Source organism: Alcaligenes faecalis, assembly GCF_002443155.1.
In the GTDB taxonomy this organism is placed as follows: Bacteria; Pseudomonadota; Gammaproteobacteria; order Burkholderiales; family Burkholderiaceae_B; genus Alcaligenes; species Alcaligenes faecalis.
The window spans coordinates 3414012-3435336 of sequence record NZ_CP023667.1 but is presented as its reverse complement, the minus strand read 5'-3'; the positions used below and the strand labels follow the sequence as shown (position 1 = coordinate 3435336).

Below are 21325 nucleotides of genomic sequence, written 5' to 3'. Positions count from 1 at the left end.
GATGCGCCAGGATGATTTCGATTCCAGCCCGGTGGTGATGTGGTACGGCAAGATTCCGGCCATGGGGGACTTTGTGCGCAGACGTATGCCCGAGCCGATTTTGTTGCCGTGGGAGCGCTGGTTCAGCAGTGGTGTCAGCCAGATTCGTTCGCCCAGCAAGACGGCTGGAGCCAATATGCCCAGCTCGCCCGTCCATGCCTGGGGATTTCTGATGTCCTTGCCGCAAGGGGGTGTGCAAGCAGGGGCGGTCATGCCCAGTCAGGACCGGGTTGGGCGCGAGTATCTGGTGTGCGCTTTGGTGCCACTGGATGCCGATCAGTCTCAGCGTGTCCGCCTGCCTGTGCTGGCCAGTATGGTTGAGCAATTGGGCCTGACCTTGCAGCAAGGTGTGCGTTTTTGCTGGGCGGCAACGCAGCTGGACCAGACCTTGTGCAGTGCCGTGCCCTATGCCGGTTTGCTGGCGGATAGTGTCGCCGCCAAGTCCCAGCAGCGCGATGCGGGGCAGGACATTCTGGATGTCTTGTACGGCTCTCAAGCGCCCTCTGTGTCACAAAACCCCTGGGCTGTCTTGCAGCCTTGTCTGGAGCCCGGTTCCCACCGCAGTTACTGGTGGTGTCTGGGCATGAATAATCCAAGCTGGCGCAGCGTGACGCACAGCGGCGAGTTAAGTCTGGCCCTGTTTCGGCGTCTGTTCGTGTCAGCCACAGCGGCAGATGCAGAAAGCCGCGCTTATCAACCATGGTGAGACCGCTCATGAAACGTACACACTCTGCCAAGGATGTTCAGGGCCGCCCTTTGGGGCAGATTCTGGACTCCCTGTCGCTGGACCAGCGGCTGGTGATTCTGGATCAATTGGCCTTGCAGTTGGCCGAGCTGCATGAGCATCAGGAATGGTATGGCGCGCTGGGGCTGGGTACGGTGGTCTTGAGTGATGAAGGTTTGGTTCAGCTATTGCCGCTGGAACAGAACCTGCACAAGCGCAGTCTGGCGCAGGCGCGTGCTCAGGGGGTGGCATTTGATGAACCTTGTGCGGCTCCAGAGCAATATGTGGACGATCCGGTGCGACCTGCCGGCCCCTGGACGGATGTCTACGGTTATGCGGCCTTGCGCTGGCAGTTGACGAGCGGCCTTCCCCTGATGGCCGCTCCCTGGCGGCAACTGAAAGATCCTGTGGTGATGGATGAGGACGCAGATGGTCCTACGCAGGCCATGTTGCAGGGTCTGGCCCTTGACTGGGTACAGCGGCCTCAATCCATGGCTTCTTACCGACGGCTGGAACGATTGGGGCAAGTGCCAGAGCCTTTGCCCGAACATGCTCCCGCTGCGCAAGCGGTGCGGCCGATTACGCCTGAGCGCCGATCTTCCTTGCCACTGTGGCTGGCGGGCTTGGCAATAGTCGTTCTGGCAGGGCTGGGGGCGGCGTATTGGAGCGGTGATAGTGACACTTCCGGGCCCGCTGTGGCATCGTCTGATGCCAATCGTCCGGCGGTGGTGGGCGCCACGCCTGAAGAGTCCACAACAAGGCCGGGACCAACTACGTCGGAGCCGCCAGGAGGGTTGGTGGTGGGTGGAGAGTCCAAGCCGAATGATGTGGCTGCTTTGGGTGTAGGGGGTGTGTCTGCACCTCAATCGGGGCAGTCTTTGGAGGCAGGAGCAGATCAGCTTGGGTCGCGGCTGACAGGTACGCAAAATGGCACGGAGGCAGGGCAGCAATTAGCCCAGGCTTCGGGCTCACAAGCCGCGACAACACCGGAGTTGAAACTGCTGTCCGAGTCGGGAGCTTTGCAGCCTGCTTTGCCAGTTCAAATACAAAACACATCGGATGATGCAGCTCGTCTGGCTTTGGCTGATCATGCTGCCGGAACAGTCGGAACAGTCGGAACAGTCGGAACAGTCGGAACAGTCGGAACAGCCGGAACAACTGGAGCCGTTGGAGTTACAGGAGTTACTGAAGGGGGGGCTGCAACAGCAGAGGCCTCCGGAGTTAAGGAAACTACCGGGGCTGCGGGAAGTGCCGGAGCAATGGGACTTACCGAGACTGCCTCGGCCACTGCATCAGGAGTGGCCGCAAGCACACAAACCGAATCTTCAGAGCCTACCGCGCAAGTCGATCATGTGGAACAACTGGAGCCCGTCGCCGCCAAGCCCGCGCCACCGGCTAAGGGCACGGTTGCCCTGGATGTACGCCCTTGGGGGGAGGTCTATGTGAATGGCCGCAAGCAAGGTGTCAGCCCGCCTTTGAAGTCCTTGTCCCTGGCTCCAGGCTCGCACCGCATCGTTATCAAAAATGCGGGCTTGCCGGAGTTCAGCACAACAATACGGGTACGCTCAGGAAAGACGGCCAGCGTCAGCCACGAGTTCAAATAGGCTGCGGGAACCGGGAACCGGGAACCGAGAACGAAGACGCAGAAGCCCGAAGGCGGCGTAGCTGACTTACGCCGCCTTGCGCTTGCCGATCAGTCCAGTGGCCAGCAAGGTCCCAAACAGCACGGTACTCATGCCGATCAGCATCTGTGCGGTCAGGGCCTCGTCCAGCAGCAAGGCGCCCCACAGCACCCCAAAAGGCGGCACCAGAAAGGTCACCGTAATGGTTTTGGAGGGGCCGACATTGGACAGCAGACGGTAAAAAATCAGATAGGCGACGGCCGTGCACAGCAGGGATAAGGACAGCGCAGCCCCCCAGGCATGCAGGCCAGGAAACTGTGCGGGCCACCAGTAAATGGCTGCTGGCAATAGAACCAATGTTGCGCTGACCATGCTGCCTGCCGCTACGGCTTGTGGCTGTACACCACGCAGATAGCGGGCGGTAAAGTTGGCGGCAATACCGTAAAACACCGTGGCCAGCAAAGACGCCAGCACGGCCCAGCCCTCGGCCCCTTTATTGAAGCTGAGCTTGTCGTATACCAGAATCAGAATGCCCAGGAAGCCCAAACACAGGCCCAGAATGCGGCTGGGTGTCAGGCGCTCTTTTAACCAGACGCGGGCAACCAGTGCACCGAACAAGGGAGCCATGGCATTCAGGACGGCCAGCAAGCCCGACTCCAGTCGCAAGGCTGCGAAGGCGTATAAGGAGAAGGGCACGGCGGCATTCAGAATGCCCAGGGCAAAGATGGGTTTCCAGTTCGCCAGAAAGATGGGTAAGCGTCCGGTGACGGTGATGTAGCTCATCAAGGCCAGAGCGCTTACACCGACCCGTATGGCGGTCAGGGGAAAGGGGCCAAAGTCGGGGACCGCTTGCAGCGTAAATAAAAACGAGCCGCCCCAGATGGCGGCCAGCAGGAATAAATCGCGTAAGTCTTTGGGGGACATGGGAATGGGATCGGTGGCGGCGGTCCGCATGGGCCGCATAACAGAGCCGATTGTAATCCTCTGGTCGCGACCAGGACACCGACGTGCGGCATTATGGTGGAAGGCCTGAAATTCCTTGATGCTTTAAACAGACAGCTCTTTGTTCAGAGCTCGTTTCAGGACACTAAAGACGCGTTTGTCACCGCATTGTGCGACGTTAAAGCGCAGAAACTGGGCTGCATCGGGAGCCTGGCTAAAAACCGGGCCGGGCGCCAGCACCACGCCATGGGGCAGGCAGGCGCGAGTCAGACTCAAGGCATCATGTCCGGTGGGTAGGCGGACCCAGAGAAACATGCCCTCGCGGGGGCGTAGCCACGGTGTCAGGCCAAGTTGTTCCAGCTGTGTCACGGTGTGATCCATGGCTTTGGAGAGCCGGCATCGCACTCGTTCCAGATGCTTGCGATAGCCGCTGTCGCCAAGCGCGCTGTTCAGGATATGCGAGGCCAGACGGTTACTGCTGAAGCTGGTGGCGGTACGCAAATCGACCAGGCTTTCTATCCACGGAGTCTGGGCAGCGATATAACCGCAGCGCAAGGCGGCCGACAGTGTTTTGGAAAAACTGCCTATCTGTACCACACGGGACAGGCCATCCAGCGCGGCCAGACGGGTGGCGGGTCGGGTTTCCAGATCCCCGAAAATATCGTCCTCAATAATGTAGAGGTCGGCACGTTGGGCCATGGCCAGCACGCTATGTGCGGTCATGGCCGAAAGACGCGCGCCGGTTGGGTTGTGTATGCCTGAATTGGTGATGTACAGGCGGGGCTTGTGTTCTTGCAGGGCTGCCTCGAAGGCGGCCAGATCAGGGCCTTGATGGGTGTAGGGCACGCTGGCGATCTTGGCCCGGTGTGCTCGCAGCAAGGCATGGAAATTGAAATAACAGGGGTCGTCCACCAGGACCGTATCGCCCGGCTCCAGAAAGAAGCGACAGAGCAGGTCAATGGCTTGAGTGCCCGAGTCGGTCAACATGATGTGATGCGGGGCGGCGTCTATCTCGGACTGTACGAGGCGGCGGGCCAGCATTTGTCGCAAGGGCTCCAGACCCAGAGGTGAGCCATAGTCCGTCAAATCTGCGCTGGGGCTACGAGCGGCCTTGCGCAAACCCCGGCGCACCCCGTGGTCATACATCCAGTCCGAGGGAAGCCAGCCGCAGCCGGGCATCAGGACATCGGCATCGGCTTCCAGAGATTGGCGGGAGATCCATAGAGGATCGATATCCTTTTCCAGAGCTGGTTCCAGGGCGGCCAAGCTGAGTGGAGCCAAAGGAGCCGTCACATAAAAGCCGGAACCTGCGCGAGCCTCGATCAGACCTTCAGCGGCCAGCCTGCCATAGGCTTCGACAATCGTGGATACCGACACGCCTGCCGACTTCGCTTGAGCGCGGACTGACGGCAGGCGGGTGCCGGGCGGGTAGGTCCGTGCCGCGATGCGTTCACGCACGGATTGCATGATGTGGTCGATACGGGTCAAGGCAGACATGGGGCAGGTTCGGGCACGGTGTGTGGGTCTTGTGAGCAGTACAGTTTTTTAAAACTGTACTGGACTGTGCCTGTGTATGCTGGCATAGCTGTGTTGTACTGACAAGCATCTTTGTTGGAGAGTGAAAGATGGATAGCAAGGCAGTCAGCTGGCTAAACGGCTTTATTGGTGTGGCAATTTTTGCCGGTTCTTTACCGGCTACACGTGTTGCTGTGCTGGGTATGGATCCTTTTTTTCTGACGGGCGCGCGAGCGGTGCTCGCTGCCTTGTTGGCGGCTATCTGGTTGCTGATCGGGCGCGTGGCACGGCCACAACGCTCGGACCTGTTGCCCCTGGCCGTGGTTGGTTTTGGTGTTGTGCTGGGATTCCCCTTGTTGACAGCACTGGCTCTGCAGTACATCACTTCGGCGCATTCCATTGTGTACGTCGCCTTATTGCCTTTGTGCACAGCGCTTTTTGGGGTGGTCTTGGCCGGTGAACGTCATAAGCCCGTGTTCTGGGTGTGCTCTGTTTTAGGTTGCTTGCTGGTGATGGCCTATGCCGCGCGAGAAGGTCTGGATGCGGCCTGGCAAGGGGATCTGTATATGCTGGCCGCCGTGGTGGTGTGTGGCCTGGGTTATGCCGAAGGCGGCCGTCTGTCACGTCGCCTGGGCGGCTGGCAAGTGATTTGCTGGGCCTTGGTGCTTTCCTTGCCTTTCATGTTCGTTTTGATGCTGTGGTTCTGGCCTCAGAGCTTCAGCAGCGTGAACACTGCCGCCTGGTTAGGTTTTGGCTATGTCTCAGTATTCAGTATGTTCCTGGGCTTTGTGTTCTGGTACCGGGGCCTGGCACACGGTGGGATTGCCGCGGTGGGGCAATTACAGTTGCTGCAACCTTTTATGGGCTTGGGGCTGGCTGCCGCTTTATTAGGTGAGTCCGTCAATGCCAGCATGATCTGGGTCACTTTAGGCGCTGCCTTGTGCGTGGCTGGTGCACGGCGCTTCGCTTCTTGATGTCAGAAAAGGGGAGCGGTCACACGCTGCGCCTTTGGTTTGATGTCCTGCAAGGAGGCGATCTTTCTCTTTGGACTGCCCAGCGAAAATTAACTTGTACGCTGTTTTCAGTTGGCAGTTCCTGAAGGGGGCGTTTTCGCTTGGTATATCGGATAATAAAAAACCGGCCTGTCATGGATTTGACAGGCCGGTTTCAATACAAGCTGGCAAGCGTCTTAGGCTTCAGCGTGCTTGGCGGCTTCTACCGCTGCGTGAGTATCTTCTTTAGCACCATTAAAGAACAAGTTCAGCAGAACGGCAGCCATCGAGGTCAGCAAGATGCCGGATTCGATCAGCGGGTGAATGGCGTGAGGCATCCACTGCATGTAGTTGGGCGCAACCAGAGGAATCATGCCCACGCCAATGGAGATGGCCACAATCATGGAGTTGTTGCGGTTGGTTTTGTAATCAACGCCGGACAGAATGCGGATACCGGTGGCGGTCACCATACCGAACATCACAATCCCGGCGCCGCCCAGAACCACGGTGGGCAGGGATTCAACCAGGGCCGCCATCTTGGGCAGCAGGCCCAGAATGATCAGAATCACACCACCGGCCACGCAGACAAAGCGGCTACGCACGCCAGTCACGGCAACCAGCCCCACGTTTTGCGAGAAGCTGGAGTAGGGGAAGGTATTGAAGATACCGCCCAGCAAGGTGCCCAGACCGTCGGTACGCAGGCCGCGAGCCAGATCTTTCTGATCGACTTTCTTGCCTGTCATATCGCTCAGCGCCAGGAACATGCCGGTAGATTCAATCAGCACCACAATCATGACCAGGGTCATGGTCGCAATGTGCAGGATATTGAACTTGGGCATGCCAAAGTGGAAGGGCAGAACCAGATCCACCCAGGCAGCGTTGGCCACTTTCTCGTAAGTCATGATGCCCATGGCCGACGCCACAACCGCGCCAATGACAATACCCAGCAATACGGCCACGTTAGCCAGAAAGCCTTTTGCAAATTTGGCAATCAGCAGGATCGAGGTCAGCACGATGGCGGCAATACCCAAACCAGTCAGGTTGGCGTAGCGCGGGTTCGGTACCGTTGCTTTCAAGGCCAGGCCTTCTGGAGGTGGGGGCAAGGCAGAGCCGGGCATGGCCGCGGCCGATTGTGCATGCTGAATCCAGGCCAGGTGGTCGGGGTTGATGACCGTGGGGGCGGTAGGGCCGACAGGGTTACCGAAAATCCAGTTGATCCCCACGCGCATCAGCGTAATACCGATCATGGCAATAATGGTGCCGGTGACCACAGGCGGGAAAAAACGCAGCATTCGGCTGACGGCAGGGGCGATGATCATGGTGATGATCCCCGCCCCGATCACGGTGCCAAAGAGCAGTTGGGCTCCTTCCTGGCCGGGGTTAGCCTGAGCCATGGAGACCATGGGGCCGACAGCGGCAAATGTCACGCCCATCATGACGGGCAGCTTGATACCAAAATACTGCGTAAAGCCCATCGATTGAATGATGGACACGATGCCGCAGACAAACAGGTCAGCAGCAATCAGGATCGATACTTCTTCAGACGTCAGGTTTAATGCCCGGCCCACGATTAGTGGAACCGCGACAGCACCGGCGTACATTACCAGAACGTGCTGCAAGCCCAGTGCAGCCAGCCTGCCGTTCGGTAATCGTTCGTCGACGGGTGCGGTGGTCGCGTTCGTACCCATGAAATGTCTCCAGAGTGGATTAATTATTAGATGAAGCCATTTCAATGTAACGGCGTGCGACAGTCATGCCATAAGACATTTCGTATAGAGCCTAGGTGGACCTGGCTATAGATGAGGGATAACCCCCAAAAAAACGCCCTGATTCGGGTGTTTTTGATGCAGCTAAGGGAAAACACTGCTTTGGTGGCACATGGTCAGGTCTGGGTGTGAGCTCGTTGTATATCGGCACCAATAACGGTTTTGCGCTCGTTGCGGGCCTGTCGTCTTTGTATCAAAAATGAGTTTTTGAATACGACCGGAGGGTCTTTTCTTCTCTGCAGCAAGGCCTGCAAGTGTCAGTTATGACTGGCTTGTAAGTTGCCTGATAGTCCCGAAGAAGCTTGTTTGGCGCCTTTAGCGCAGCATCGGATTGTTACAGTGAACCGCTGCTCCATTTCAATTCTTTATGGATTAGAACAACTGCGTAATGGTAACATTCCCAACTGCTAATCTTTTTGCGGTGCAGCCGCGTTCTGCCAAGCGAGAAGAGTTTTCTAGGTAGACAACGGTCTTTGTTCAAGATTGAATTAAAAGTTTCATTTTGCTCAAGGTGGCGGCGAAATGAAAATACCTTTGAACTTTTGCCTAGTAGCTTGATTAGACTGCCTTGGTAAATTATCCCAAGGCTTTGTTATTTTTCAAACACTCGTTTTTGTTGTTAACAATAAATAGAACAATATTGTCAGTGAATATTTAATTTGGAAGTTTTATTTTTTGCACAGATGCTTAAATAAAAACCGAAAATAAATATTATCAAATTGCATGAGGTTTATATAAATTCCATGTAATTATGGTTTGTAAATCATAGTAACTGGACGTAAATTTCGCCATTGTTTACTGGTGTGCTTCCTGCGACACGGCTATGTTAGAAGTCGTTGTCCGAAATAGCGTTTTATCAAATATGACTATTCCGTGCTCCGCGGTGACAGGGCAAGTCAGTAAAGATCGAAAGGGTAGGGTGCGTGTCTCAAAATACAGGCAAGGGTGCTAAGGAGTTAGAAGCATCCCGTACGGATATTAATAAAAGTAATACTGCGTCTGGAGCAATTGCCATTATTGGTATGGCATTTCGCTTCCCGGGCGATTTGTCGCAGCCCGACCAATTCTGGAATGCTCTAATTGAAAAGCGCGACCTGGTTACGGAAATCCCCGCGGATCGCTGGGCGACTACCGAGTTGCAGCACGATAAACGATCCGAACCTGGTCGTAGTATCACTTTTTCGGCCGGTGTCCTGTCGCGTATCGACGAGTTCGATGCGGATTTCTTTGGCATTTCCCCTCGTGAAGCTGCCTGGCTGGATCCTCAACAGCGTTTGTTGCTGGAACTGTCCTGGGAAGCCATGGAAAACGCGGGCGTTTTGCCCTCCAGCATGGCCGGTAGCGACTGTGCGGTATATGTCGGTATTTCCGGTCTGGATTACGGCATGCGCGGCCTGGATGATCTGTCCAGCCTGACTGCTCATATGATGACTGGCAATACCATGAGTATTGCGGCCAATCGTCTGTCTTATATCTACGATTTGCACGGACCATCCATGGCGGTGGATACGGCCTGCTCGTCCTCCTTGGTGGCCTTATCAAGCTTGCTCAAGTTTGCGCAATGGCGAGGCGTCCACCGCTTTGGTCGGTGGCGTCAATTTGTTGCTGCACCCTTATCCCTTTGTGGGCTTTACCAAAGCGTCGATGCTGTCGGCAGATGGCCGCTGCAAGGCGTTCGATGAAGCCGGTAATGGCTATGTCCGTTCCGAGGGCGGTGCTGTTCTGATGCTCAAGCCCTTGGAGCAAGCCCTGGCCGATGGTGATCAAGTACAGGCTGTCATTTTGGCAACCGGCGTGAATGCCGATGGTGCCCGCAAGACCGGCATCACCATTCCTAGTTGCCAGGGACAAATTGAGTTGATGCGCTCCGTGCTGGAGCGCAGTGGCTTGGCTGCGGGTGACGTGGACTTTGTAGAGGCTCACGGCACCGGTACGGCAGTAGGCGACCCTATTGAAACCACCGCAATCAGTGCGGTGTATGGAAAATCGCGCGAACAGCGTTTGCCTATCGGTTCGGTCAAAGCAAACCTGGGGCATATGGAGTCGGCCTCTGGGATGGCCGGTCTGGTCAAGACCGTTCTGGCTTTGCAGCATCAAGCCCTGCCGCCTGCTTTGCATTTGAACACCCCCAATCCTGCGATTGATTTTGATGGCCTGAATCTGGAATTGTTGCCCCAGGGCCGGGAGCTGCAACGCACCGACGGCAAACCTTTGGTGGCAGGCCTGAATTCTTTTGGCTTTGGTGGTGCCAACGCGCACGTCCTGCTGCAGGCTCCCGTAGCGATGGCGACTCAATCGGCTGTTGTGCCGAACTTGGATTTGCCGCCTTTGGTCTTGTCGGCCAAGACAGAAGGCGCTCTGCGCGAGCAGGCTGGTAATTACGCGGATTTGCTGGATAACAAGACCGCACAGGATTTTTACGATATCAGCTATGCGGTCGCTCATCGTCGTCAGGCTTTGTCCCGTGCTTTGATCATTCAGCCCGAAACGGTCGCAGAAGGCGTGGCACAACTGCGTGCTTACGCCCAGGGACAAAATCCGCAAGGTCTGCAAACCGTAGATGCCTTGGATAAAGAAGGTCAGCTGGCCTTTGTGTACGCTGGCAACGGAGCGCAGTGGTTGGGCATGGGTGTGACCTTGCTGCGCGAGTCCCCTCGTTTTGCCGCCTTGCTGTCCGAACTGGACAAGCTGATGCAGCCCTTGGCGGGTTTCTCGCTGCTGGAGCAATTGCAGGCGGAGCCAGCTGCCTCCCGCATGGACGACACGACAGTCGCCCAGCCTTTGCTGTTTGCGGTGCAAGTGATTGTGACGCGCATGCTGCGCGAAGAGGGTGTTCAGCCTGATGCCGTGACCGGTCACAGTGTGGGCGAAATTGCTGCAGCCTGGGCCGCCGGTGCCCTGAATCTGGAGCAAGCCATACGTGTGATTTGTGCTCGTAGCCAGGCCCAAGGTCTGACTCGTGGCCAAGGCCGGATGGCCGTTATTGGTTTGTCACTGGAAGCGGTGAATAGTTTGCTGGAAGGCCTAGGTGCGGACTTGGACGTGAATGTGGCGGGAGTGAACAGCCCCTCCAATATCACTTTGTCCGGTAGCCTGGAAGGCTTGCAGCGTATTCAGTCTGCGCTGGACGGCCAAAGCGTGTTCTTCCGCCTGCTGGATTTGGATTACGCTTTTCACAGCCCCTATATGGATGGCTTGTTGCCGCATCTGGAAAAGAGTCTGGGCGATTTGCAGCCCGGCCGGCAGGCATCACAAGCCCGTTTTATTTCGACTGTTACTGGTGAGGAACTGCCCCCGCAAGAGCTGGGCGTGGACTACTGGTGGCGCAATATTCGCGAACCCGTGCAGTTTGAGCAGGCCATTGCCTGCCTGGCCAAACAGGGTTGTCGCGTCTTTCTGGAAATTGGCCCGCACGCCATTTTGCAGCGCTATATGCGTGAAACCCTGACTCAGTGTGATGTACAGGGTGTTGTGCTGTCCAGCCTGCGCAAGCATGATGATGGCCCGCAGCGTCTGGCCGATACGGCTTTGCATGCCTTGGCCTTGTTGCCGACCCAATTGAAAGCCCGTTTCCCCGTGGCGGGTAATCCGGTGGATCTGCCTGTGTATCCGTGGCAGCGTGAGCGTCACTGGTACAAGAACAGCACGGAAGGAATGCGTTCCATCGAACGCCGCCGTGTGCATGACTTGCTGGGTTGGCGTCTGCCAGATAGCGACATCAGCTGGGAAAACGTACTGGACCCAGTGATTTTGCCTTGGCTGGCCGATCACAAAGTGGGCGGAGCCATGGTGTACCCGGGTGCCGCTTATCTGGAGATGGCTTTGGCCGCGGCCCGCGAGTGGCTGGGCGAAGCGCTGATCCTGGTGGACGAGCTGGATATTCTGGCGCCGCTGGTTTTTGACGGCGAACATGCCCGCAGCCTGCGTTTTGTGCTGAGCCCGCGCGATGGCAGCTTCCATATCAAGAGTCGTCAACGCCTGAGCCAGGACGAATGGGTGGTGCACGCCAGTGGCCGCATTCTGGCATCGGATGAACGCATGCCCAAGCCGGAGCTGGCAGCTCTGAGCTCGGCGGAACTGCAGATTGATCGTGAACGACACTATCGCCTGGCGCACTCCTTGGGCTTGGACTATGGTCCGGCTTTTCAGGGATTGAAGGCCTCGCAGGTTCAAGGTACTTGCCTGAATGCCGAACTGGAAATGCCCCTTGGCCTGGAGCAAGACGGCTATCTGTTGCACCCGGCCTTGATGGACGTGTGCTACCAGTCTCTGGTGGATTTTTTCGCACAAGATATTGAAGCAGGCCAAGGCGTGGCCTTGCTGCCTGTGAAAGTAGGCCGCTTTACCTTGTCCACCGAAGGACAGGTAACGCATTTCCGTGCACACCTGCGTCGTAGCAGTGCCCGTTCGGTACTGGCGGATTTTGAGCTGTATGGTGCTGATGGCCGTTTGTTGGCCAGCGCCCAGGCCTGCCGTTTCCGCGCTGCGTATTTCTTGCGCCAGGATCGCCACGCGGTGTCGAACTGGCAAATTACCCCGTATCTGCGCCCTCATCCTCGCGATGAGCGAGTTGCCGTTACGCTCTCGCCTGAGCAACTGGCCCAAAGCGGCTGGGCTGCTCTGGCTGATCAGCAGCAAGAACGCGAAACCTGGTTCCAGCAGACTTTGCCTTTGCTGGATGCCTTGAGCCTGTCCTTTATTTATGAAGCCTTCCAGGCTGTAAAACCTTCCGAGCTCAGCACCGATGTACTGAATAGCCCGTATGGCCGCTGGATGAGCGAGCTATTGCGCGGTGAAGAGCTGCTGCAAGAGGGGGAAGGCCACCCAGTGGTGGCGCAGGCCGACATGCCCCCCGCCCAGGACCTGTGGCGCACGATTTTGCAGGATTCGCCTAGCAGCTTGCCGCAACTGACTCAGATTGGTTCGGTCGGACGCCAATTGCCGGCCTTGCTGCGTGGCGATATTTCAGGCGAAAAACTGCTGGCCTCTTTGCGCCGTTCCCCTGTGGTTGAAGTGCTGTATGACGATGACCCCATGTATCTGGGCGTGCGTCTGGCACTGGAAGCCCAGCTGCGAGAATTGGCTGCGAACTTGCCCGCTTCTCAGCGACTGCGAGTCCTGGAAGTCGCTGTGGGCCCTAGCGATTTGCCCAAGACTCTGGCGGCTTGCCTGTCCGAAGATCAGTTTGAATATGTTCTGGCCTTGCCGGATGCTGATTTGCAGGCCCGTCAGGCGACACAACACCATGCTCTGGCCAATGTGCAGCTTGTCGGTTTTGACCTGCAGGAATGGCAACTGGAGCAGGTCGACAACACACAATTTGATGTCGTGATTCTGCGTCACAGCCTGCACCGTAGCGTGCATGTTCCACCTGCCCTGATGCGTAGCAAGCAATGGCTGGCTAAGGGTGGAGTCTTGTTGGTGGCCGAGTGTCACCCAGATTGGCATGCCGACTTCCTGTCTGGTCTGGACCAAAGCTGGTGGCATGCTGCTGGGGATACGCAATCCTCCTCCTTGTTGTCGCCTGAAGGCTGGCACAAGGCGTTGGAACAAGCGGGTTTTGAGCAGGTTCAAACCGCACAAGAGCCTGCCGCTCAGGAATTGAGCGAGGGCGCCTATTTGCTTTTGGCCAGCACCGCGACCACGCAGGCGAGTCAGAAACAGGAAGCCGTCGCTCCAGCGAAGTGGTTACTGTTGTTTGATGAGGCTTCCCAGGTTCAAGCCCATTCTTTGCAGGCTCGTCTGGAAGCCGCAGGCCAAACGGTCAGCGCTCAAACCTGGCCAGCCAGCGCCGATGTCCTGGCGGATGAAAGCTCTCTGAATGTGGTGCAGATGTTGGGCTGGGCGGACACGGTTGCTGCCGTCAGCCAGACCAGCGCGCAACTGCTGAGCCTGACGCAAAGCCTGTCTGCTCGCACTGCTGCAAGCCGCTTGTTTCTGGTGACGCAGGGCGGTGCCTTGCCTGCCATGGCAGAGGAATTGGATTGGGCGGTGAACCCGGCTCAGTCGGCCTTGTCGGGTTTTGGCCGTGTCGTGATGAACGAGCTGCCTGCCTTGTCCTGCACCTTGATCGATCTGGCTGGCGATGTGAATGCCAGCGATGTTGCCCAGCGTCTGGAGCTGGAGTTGCTGTGGCCTGATGGCGCGACAGAAATTGTCTTGTCCCAAGACGCACGTCATACCTTGGTGCTGGAAGAGGCTACTGCGGCAACGGCTGCTCAGTTGAGTCAGGATGCCCGTTTCAAGCTGGACTTCCAGGTGCCCGGACAACTGCGCAATCTGGAATGGCAAGCTGTTCAAACCCCCAAGCTGGCGGCGGGTCAGGTTGAAGTCCGTACCATGGCAGCGGGCCTGAACTTCCGTGATGTGATGTATTTGATGGGCCTGCTACCAGACGAAGCTGTAGAAAACGGTTTTGCCGGGGCCAGTCTGGGCCTGGAGTTCTCGGGTGTCGTCACCCGCGTTGGGGCTGATGTTACCAATGTGGCTGTAGGCCAGCCGGTGATGGGCTTTGGTTCCTCCTGCTTTGCCAGCCACGTGGTGACACGTGCGGATGCGATCGCTCCCATGCCTGAAGGTTGGGATTTTGAGGCTGCTGCCACCGTTCCCACTGTGTTCTTCACCGTGTACTACGCGCTGACGCATCTGGCTCATATCCAGCCTGGTGAAAAAGTATTGATCCACGGTGCTGCTGGCGGCGTCGGAATTGCAGCAATCCAGCTGGCCCGCCATTTGGGCGCAGAGATTTATGCCACTGCTGGTACGGACGAGAAACGCGTGTTCGCTTCCTTGCTGGGTGCCGACCATGTATTTGATTCGCGCAGCCTGAGCTTTGCCCAGGACGTGATGGATGCCACTGGCGGTGAAGGTGTGGACGTAGTGCTGAACTCGCTGGCAGGTGAAGCCATGCGCCGCAGCCTGGACGTATTGAGTCCATTTGGCCGTTTCCTGGAGCTGGGCAAGCGCGACTTCTTCGAGAACACGCCGATTGGCTTGCGCCCCTTCAAGAGCAATATCAGCTACTTCGGTATTGATGCCGACCAGTTGCTGACCGGCCGACCAGCCCTGGCAGGACGTTTGTTCAAGGAAGTCATGGAGCTGTTCCATGACGGCGCGCTGTTCCCACTGCCTTACCGTAGCTTCGGTGCCGAACATGTGGTTGATGCATTCCGCGCCATGCAACAGGCTCGTCACATCGGCAAGCTGGTGGTGTCCTTGAAGGATGCCCGGCCCAGCCTGCCCACTCAACAAGTGGCTGCCCCTGTCGACTTGTCCGCACAGGGCACGTGGCTGGTAACGGGCGGTTTGTCTGGTTTCGGTTTGGCTTCAGCCCAATGGCTGGTCAAGCGTGGCGTGCGTTCCCTGGTTCTGGCGGGTCGTCGTGGTGCTGATACTCCTGGTGCACAAGCGCTGCTGGAGCAGTTCCAGGCACAAGGCTGTCGTGTGCAAATTGTGGCGTGTGATGTCACGGATTTCGCAGCAGTACAAGCTGTCGTTGCGCAGATTCAGACGGGTGATAGCCCCCTGACAGGCGTGCTGCATGCTGCCGCTGTATTTGATGATCGCTTGATCGCCAATATGGATCAGGACAGTCTGGACAAGGTGCTGCAAACCAAGTTGGTGGGTGCATGGAATCTGCACCTGGCTACCCAGGATTTGAAGCTGTCTCACTTCGTGTTGTATTCCTCGGTGACGACTTCTATTGGTAACCCCGGACAGGCGAACTATGTAGCCGCCAACGCAGGCCTGGAAGGCCTGACGCGTTTGCGTCAGAACCTGGGTCTGGCGGCTTCTTGCATTGCCTGGGGGCCGATTGGTGACGCAGGCTATCTGACGCGCAATGAAACCGTGAAGGACAGCTTGGGCAAACGTCTGGGCAAAGCGCCTTTGCAGTCGGATCAGGCGCTGAATCAACTGGACCGAGTATTGGCCCTCAATGGTGAGGTGTCCATCGTCGCCAACTTCGATTGGAATGCCTTGGCCCGCTTGCTGGCTTCGGCTCAGAGCGAACGCTTTGCCATCTTGAACCGCGCTCGCAAGGATCATGATTCCAGCAGTGACGGCCAGGATATTCACGCCTTGATTGCTGGTAAAACGCCTGAGCAAATTCACGCTTTGGTGGCCGAGTGGGTGGCACAGGAAGTAGCCAACATTTTGCGCACCGAAGTAGACCGTATCGAAACCCAGCGCTCCTTGCATGATCTGGGCATGGATTCCTTGATGGCCGTTGAATTGGCCTTGGGCTTGGAGCAACGCTTTGGCGTGCAGTTGCCCGCCATGGTGCTGAATGATTCTCCCACTGTCTGGAACGTCGCGGCCCGCATTGTGGACAAGCTGACGGCCGGTGGCGAGGACTCGGCAGAGCAGGACGCTGGGCATTTGGTGGCCGATGTCGTACGTCAGCACGGGGATGATATGTCCGAGGCTGACTTGCAAGGCTTGGCAAAAGATGTACAGCGATTGGCAGAAACAGGAACATCACTGATCAATGAGTAAGAACGATCTAGCGCCAGGCAGTAAAGCACAACTGATCCAGCGCATTCTGGGACGTAAAACCGGGCAAGCGGCCAGCGATGGCCGCATGGCCGAGCAGTCCGCAACCCGTCAGGCTGCGGCCAGCCATATTCCGGAGTCCTTCACCCGCTTTGACCGCCATCCCGGTTACGAGAAAATGCTGGTGCCCAAGGCCATGGCAGATCGTATGGGCGTGCGTAACCCCTTTTTCCGCAGCCACGACGGTGTGGCCGCTGCGCACACGCGTATCGACGGGCGCGACTATCTGAACTTTGCCAATTACAACTATCTGGGTCTTTCTGCACACCCGGAAGTGAATGCGGCCGCCAAAGCCGCGATGGACCAGTACGGCACATCGGCTTCGGCCAGCCGTTTGGTAGCAGGCGAGCGCCGCGTCCAGCGTGAGCTGGAAGAAGAGCTGGCGCAGAACTATGAAGTGGATGATTGCGTGGTTTTTGTCAGTGGACATGCCACCAACGTCAGCACCATTGGTTACTTGTTCGGTCCCAAGGATCTGGTGATTCACGATAGCCTGATCCACAACAGTATTTTGCAAGGCATCCAGTTATCGGGTGCCGCCCGCCGTTCATTCCCTCACAACGACAGCGCCGCTCTGGAGCGCATTCTGGCTGATATTCGTGGCCAGTTCGAGCGTGTGCTGATTGTGATCGAAGGCTTGTACAGCATGGATGGCGACATCCCCAACCTGCCTGCATTTATTGACATAAAACGGCGGTATAAAGCGTTTTTGATGGTCGATGAAGCTCACGCCCTGGGCGTGCTGGGCAAGACGGGTCGCGGCTCGCACGAGCATTTTGGTGTGGCAGGCCGTGATGTCGATATCTGGATGGGCACCTTGAGCAAGACCCTGGCAAGTTGCGGCGGCTATATCGCTGGCGACCGCGCGCTGGTGGAGCTGCTCAAGTACGCTGCCTCCGGCTTTGTGTACAGCGTGGGGATTTCTCCCGTGCTGGCGGCTGCTTCACTCAAAGCCCTGCAGATCATGCGTCGGGAGCCCGAGCGTGTGCATACCCTGCAAGAGCGGGGCAGTCAGTTTCTGAATTCGATGCGCTCGATGGGAATCAATACCGGTTTTGCCGAAGGCTACGCCGTGATTCCCGCGATTACAGGCAGTTCTCTTAAAGCAGTCAAACTGTCCGGCCAGTTGTTTGATGCCGGTCTGAATGTGCAACCCATTATCCATCCTGCGGTGGAAGAAAAAGCAGCGCGTTTGCGCTTTTTCCTGTCCTCCACGCATAGCCAGGATGACATAGACCTGGCGAGTGAAACCGTTCACACGCTCATGAAGAAATAAGCATGGCTCAATTACTACACACAGCAGTAAGCAAGATTGCAGCAATGGGACGGCCAGTACTGGCCAGTACCCTGGTCGCCGTACTGGCCGGATGTGCCACGATGCCCGACTGGATGCCTGCAGACGGCCCCAGCCGCCAGCAAGTCCAGGAACGACGTGAAGGCCGTATCGAAGGCATCACCCTGGTCAACGTGACAGACGAGCTGACCAAGAAATTGGCCGCTAAAAAGCGCATGGGTGACTTTGCAGCCCAGTTTCCCAGCTCCGGCTCGAATAACTACCTGATTGGCCCTGGCGATGTGCTGGAGGTATCGGTTTGGGAAGCGCCGCCAGCTATGTTGTTTGGCACGATCTCTCTGGATCCTAAAGCAGCGGCAGCAACAACCAATGCAGTTGCGTTCCCCCAGCAAATGGTGACTCCAGACGGCATGATCAGTATGCCTTTCGCTGGCCGTATTGCTGTCAAAGGTCGCAACACCCAACAGATTGAAGAAAGCATTGCCAAGCGTTTGCAGGGCAAGGCGAATAATCCTCAAGTGCTGGTGAGAGTCATTCAGAACAACACCTCCAACGTGACCGTGGTGGGTGAGGTCAATCAAAGCGTCTTGATGCCGCTGACGCCTAAAGGTGAGCGTTTGCTGGATGCTCTGGCCGCAGGCGGTGGCGTAAAGCAAGCAGTCAACCGTATCGCCATTCAGCTCTCGCGAGAGCTGAACACATCCACGATGGCGCTGGATACGATCATCCGTAATCCAAACCAGAACATCATGCTGAAACCGGGCGATGTGATTACGGCGCTGTACCAGAACCAGAGCTTCTCCATTTTGGGTGCAACCGGCAAGAACGAAGAGATTCCTTTTGAAGCCAAAGGCATTTCCTTGGTGCAGGCTCTGGCCCGCTCCGGTGGCCTGGATACGTCACGCGCTGATGCTCGTGGTGTTTTTGTCTTCCGCTTTGAAGATGCTGCGCTGGTGGAAGGCGCCTCTGAGTCGACCCTGCTGGATAAGAAGGGTGTCGTACCTGTGGTGTACGAGATCGACCTGCGTGATCCGGCTTCTTTCTTCGTCACTCAGAACTTCCCTGTGCAGGATAAGGACGTGATTTATGTCTCCAATTCGCCAGCGGCTGAATTCCAGAAGTTCCTGCGTCTTGTGGTGTCGGTGGCTGTGCCTAGTACGACCTTGAACAACATGATGAAGTGATGAACCTCATGGTTGAACGCAAAATTTTTAGTAGAGGTCGAGATGAGTAATCAGGTGCGCAGCCCCATGGCCGTCACCTGGTCGGTTTGGCGGGCACTGGTTTTACGAGAGGCGCTGGACCGTCTGTTTGATATGCGGGCTGCCTGGTTCTGGTTGTTGATGGAGCCGGTGCTGCATATCAGTTTTGTCACCTTCATCTTTACTGTGATTCGCCTGCGTACCGTGGGCGGTATTGATGTCACCGTCTGGATTGTGGTGGGGATGCTGGCGTTTTTTATGTTTCGTCGTACGGCGATGCAGGTGATGTATGCGGCAGATAGCAATAAACCCTTGTTCGCGTATCGGCAAGTTCACCCGTTTGATACGGCTATTGCACGTGGATCATTAGAAGCATTTCTGATGGTCCTGGTCGCGGTTGTCATTCTGACGGGGGTGGCCTTGCTGGGGCATGACGTTCGACCTGATGACCCTTTGCGGGTTTTTATCGCCATGTTTGGTTTATGGCTGTTTGGCGTGGGCTACGGACTGGTCGCTTCGGTCTTGATGGCCTTGGTTCGTGAAACCGAGCATATTCTGAAGATTCTGATGATGCCCTTGTATCTGATTTCGGGTGTCATCATGCCAGTTTCTGCTGTGCCTCAGCCCTATCGGGATTGGTTGCTTCTTAATCCTTTAGTGCATGGCCTGGAGTTTGTGCGGCATGGTTTTTCAAGTTACTACCATATGGTGCCTGGGGTAAGCATGGCGTATCTGTATGTGTGGGGTATCACTAGTTTGTTTTTGGGTTTGCTGCTGTACCGACGTTTCTCCCAGCAGTTGGTGATGAAATGATCATCGTCAATGATATGTACAAACGCTACAAGACGGCACATGGCGTGGGTCGATGGGTCCTTGAGGGTGTGAATCTAACGATTCCCCCCAAGGTGAACGTGGGCTTGATTGGCTCTAATGGTGCCGGCAAATCAACGTTGTTACGCCTGATCGGTGGCGTGGATCACCCAAACAAGGGCTCCGTTCAACGTCTGTGTCGTGTTTCCTGGCCCATGGGTAATGGGGGATTAGAAGGCACATTGTCGGGGCGTCAGAATGCCAAATTTGTATGTCGTGTACATGGACACCAAGACGATTTAGCTGATCGCCTGGCGTTTATCAAAGACTTTTCGGAGTTGGGCCAGGCATTTGAAGAACCGGTGTACACCTATTCATCGGGCATGCGTTCTAGGTTGCAGTTTGCCCTTTCCTTCGCTTTCAACTTCGATGTGTATATCTCGGACGAGGTCACGGCTGCAGGCGATGCCGCCTTCCGAAAAAAGGCGGCGGATGCCTTCAAGACAATGACTGATCGTGCTGGCCTGATTATGGTTGCACACGACAATAAGACTTTAAGACAATTTTGCCAGGCTGGTGTCTGGCTGCATAAGGGAAAAGCGCACTGGTTTGACCAGATCGATGATGCGCTCAAGGCCTACAAGGATTCAATTCCAACATGACAGATACACCCCAAGCTCTTACGCATACCAACGGTGCGTCCTCGGACAAGACGGCAGTCAAGAAACCTTCGCTGATAGCGCGTGTGCGCTCCTGGTTTTCCTTGCGGCTGTTTGATCATGCGGTACGTGTAATTTTTATTCTGGCCGTTTTGACCTCGGCTTACTGGCTGTTCTTTGCATCCGATCGTTATGTCTCCGAGGCTAACGTCATTATTCGTAAGACGGACTCGGTTGGTGCACCTTCTTTTGACCTGGGGATGCTGGTATCAGGAGTCGCTTCCGCAGACCGGGCTAATCAATTGCTTTTACGTGATTATCTGCTTTCCGTAGACATGTTGAAGAAGCTGGATGAGGCGCTGGATTTACGGGCGCACTACAGTTCGTCGGAGCATGACTTGATTTCCCGCCTGTGGTTCCAGGATGAATCCATGGAGTGGTTCCACCAATATTATTTATCACGGGTCAGCGTCGAGTTTGACGAGTTTTCCGGTGTGCTGCGAATCCAGGTGCAGGCGTATGAGCCTGCGATGGCACAGGCTATCACGCAGCAACTGGTCCAGGAAGGCGAACGGTATATGAACGTACTTGGCCATGAGATGGCCCAGGTACAAGTAAATTTCCTGGTCACGCAGGTCGATCAAGCCCAGGAACGTTTCCAGAAAGCCAGCCAGGAATTGCTGAACTACCAAAACAAGGCTGGTTTGCTGTCGCCTCAAGCGACTGCGGAAAGCATCAACGCCATTATCGCGACGTTAGAAGGGCAGCGTGCTCAATTGCAGACCCAATTGGCGTCCCTGCCCAAAACCCTGGATCGGGATCATCCTAATATTCAGATGCTTAAGCAGTCCTTGAGGGCCGTGGATGCGCAAATCAAAGCGGAGAAACTCAAATTGGCGACGCCATCGGGTGGCACCTTGAATAAGTACGTAGAAGAGTTCTACCGCTTGGAGATGAATGTGCAGTTCACGCAAGAGCTCTACAAGTCGTCTTTGACTGCTTTGGAGAAAGGCAGGATTGACGCCACTCGCATGTTGGAGAAAGTGTCTGTGCTGCAGTCCGCCACCTTGCCCGAGTATCCGATGGAGCCACGCCGTCTGTACAACACCTTGGTGACCTTGCTGTTGGCGCTGATCCTGGCCGGGATTTTGAAGCTGCTCAAGAGCATTGTCCTGGACCATGTGGACTAACAAGAAAGATAGGAAAT

Annotated in this window: 12 protein-coding genes and 1 pseudogene; 10 read left to right on the top strand and 3 right to left on the bottom strand. The window is 56.4% G+C overall.

All coding sequences use genetic code 11. The annotated features are described in order from the left end of the window. The first annotated feature begins 1 nt into the window (after nucleotide 1). Complete coding sequence (gene tagF / locus CPY64_RS15955; protein ID WP_042485810.1) at nucleotides 2-745, top strand: type VI secretion system-associated protein TagF; 744 nt, start codon at nucleotides 2-4, stop codon at nucleotides 743-745. An 8-nt stretch (nucleotides 746-753) separates the two neighbouring features. Beyond that, the gene (locus CPY64_RS15950; RefSeq protein ID WP_042485813.1) at nucleotides 754-2367 is read left to right on the top strand and encodes a PEGA domain-containing protein; all 1614 of its coding nucleotides are present in this window, start codon (nucleotides 754-756) and stop codon (nucleotides 2365-2367) included. 66 nt (nucleotides 2368-2433) lie between these two features. Here the strand turns inward: CPY64_RS15950 and CPY64_RS15945 are convergent, their stop codons facing one another. Beyond that, on the bottom strand, nucleotides 2434-3339 hold the full coding sequence (locus CPY64_RS15945) for a DMT family transporter (protein WP_226791395.1): 906 nt from the start codon (nucleotides 3337-3339) through the stop codon (nucleotides 2434-2436). Nucleotides 3340-3432: 93 nt separating this feature from the next. Next, nucleotides 3433-4824 carry an aminotransferase-like domain-containing protein gene (locus tag CPY64_RS15940; protein ID WP_042485815.1) on the bottom strand — a complete coding sequence of 464 codons (1392 nt, stop codon included), beginning with the start codon at nucleotides 4822-4824 and terminating at the stop codon, nucleotides 3433-3435. Between the two features lie 128 nt (nucleotides 4825-4952). On the opposite strand from CPY64_RS15940, the gene CPY64_RS15935 reads away from it, so the two are divergent. Then, nucleotides 4953-5816 carry a DMT family transporter gene (locus CPY64_RS15935; RefSeq protein WP_042485819.1) on the top strand — a complete coding sequence of 288 codons (864 nt, stop codon included), beginning with the start codon at nucleotides 4953-4955 and terminating at the stop codon, nucleotides 5814-5816. 215 nt (nucleotides 5817-6031) lie between these two features. Here the strand turns inward: CPY64_RS15935 and CPY64_RS15930 are convergent, their stop codons facing one another. Beyond that, nucleotides 6032-7522 carry a nucleobase:cation symporter-2 family protein gene (locus CPY64_RS15930; protein ID WP_042485822.1) on the bottom strand — a complete coding sequence of 497 codons (1491 nt, stop codon included), beginning with the start codon at nucleotides 7520-7522 and terminating at the stop codon, nucleotides 6032-6034. Between the two features lie 1100 nt (nucleotides 7523-8622). Between CPY64_RS15930 and CPY64_RS19210 the strand changes: the two are divergent. The 7 genes and pseudogenes from CPY64_RS19210 to CPY64_RS15895 all read left to right on the top strand — a co-directional run. Then, nucleotides 8623-9289: pseudogene (locus CPY64_RS19210) on the top strand (beta-ketoacyl [acyl carrier protein] synthase domain-containing protein); the annotation flags it as partial. 36 nt (nucleotides 9290-9325) lie between these two features. After that, nucleotides 9326-16096, top strand: a complete 6771-nt coding sequence (locus CPY64_RS15920) for an SDR family NAD(P)-dependent oxidoreductase (protein WP_198501054.1) — start codon at nucleotides 9326-9328, stop codon at nucleotides 16094-16096. Beyond that, a complete protein-coding gene (locus CPY64_RS15915; protein ID WP_042485824.1) occupies nucleotides 16089-17429 on the top strand; it encodes an aminotransferase class I/II-fold pyridoxal phosphate-dependent enzyme in 1341 nt (446 codons plus the stop codon). The genes CPY64_RS15920 and CPY64_RS15915 overlap by 8 nt, the downstream gene beginning before the upstream one ends. Nucleotides 17430-17431: 2 nt before the next feature. Beyond that, on the top strand, nucleotides 17432-18631 hold the full coding sequence (locus CPY64_RS15910; protein ID WP_226791394.1) for a polysaccharide biosynthesis/export family protein: 1200 nt from the start codon (nucleotides 17432-17434) through the stop codon (nucleotides 18629-18631). A gap of 42 nt (nucleotides 18632-18673) precedes the next feature. Then, on the top strand, nucleotides 18674-19462 hold the full coding sequence (locus CPY64_RS15905; RefSeq protein ID WP_052362955.1) for an ABC transporter permease: 789 nt from the start codon (nucleotides 18674-18676) through the stop codon (nucleotides 19460-19462). Next, nucleotides 19459-20121 carry an ABC transporter ATP-binding protein gene (locus CPY64_RS15900; protein WP_042485827.1) on the top strand — a complete coding sequence of 221 codons (663 nt, stop codon included), beginning with the start codon at nucleotides 19459-19461 and terminating at the stop codon, nucleotides 20119-20121. Before CPY64_RS15905 ends, CPY64_RS15900 begins: the two co-directional genes overlap by 4 nt. After that, nucleotides 20118-21308 (top strand): KpsE/RkpR family capsule polysaccharide export protein, encoded by a 1191-nt coding sequence (locus CPY64_RS15895; RefSeq protein ID WP_080723776.1) that lies wholly within the window; start codon nucleotides 20118-20120, stop codon nucleotides 21306-21308. Before CPY64_RS15900 ends, CPY64_RS15895 begins: the two co-directional genes overlap by 4 nt. The last annotated feature ends 17 nt before the right edge of the window (nucleotides 21309-21325 follow it).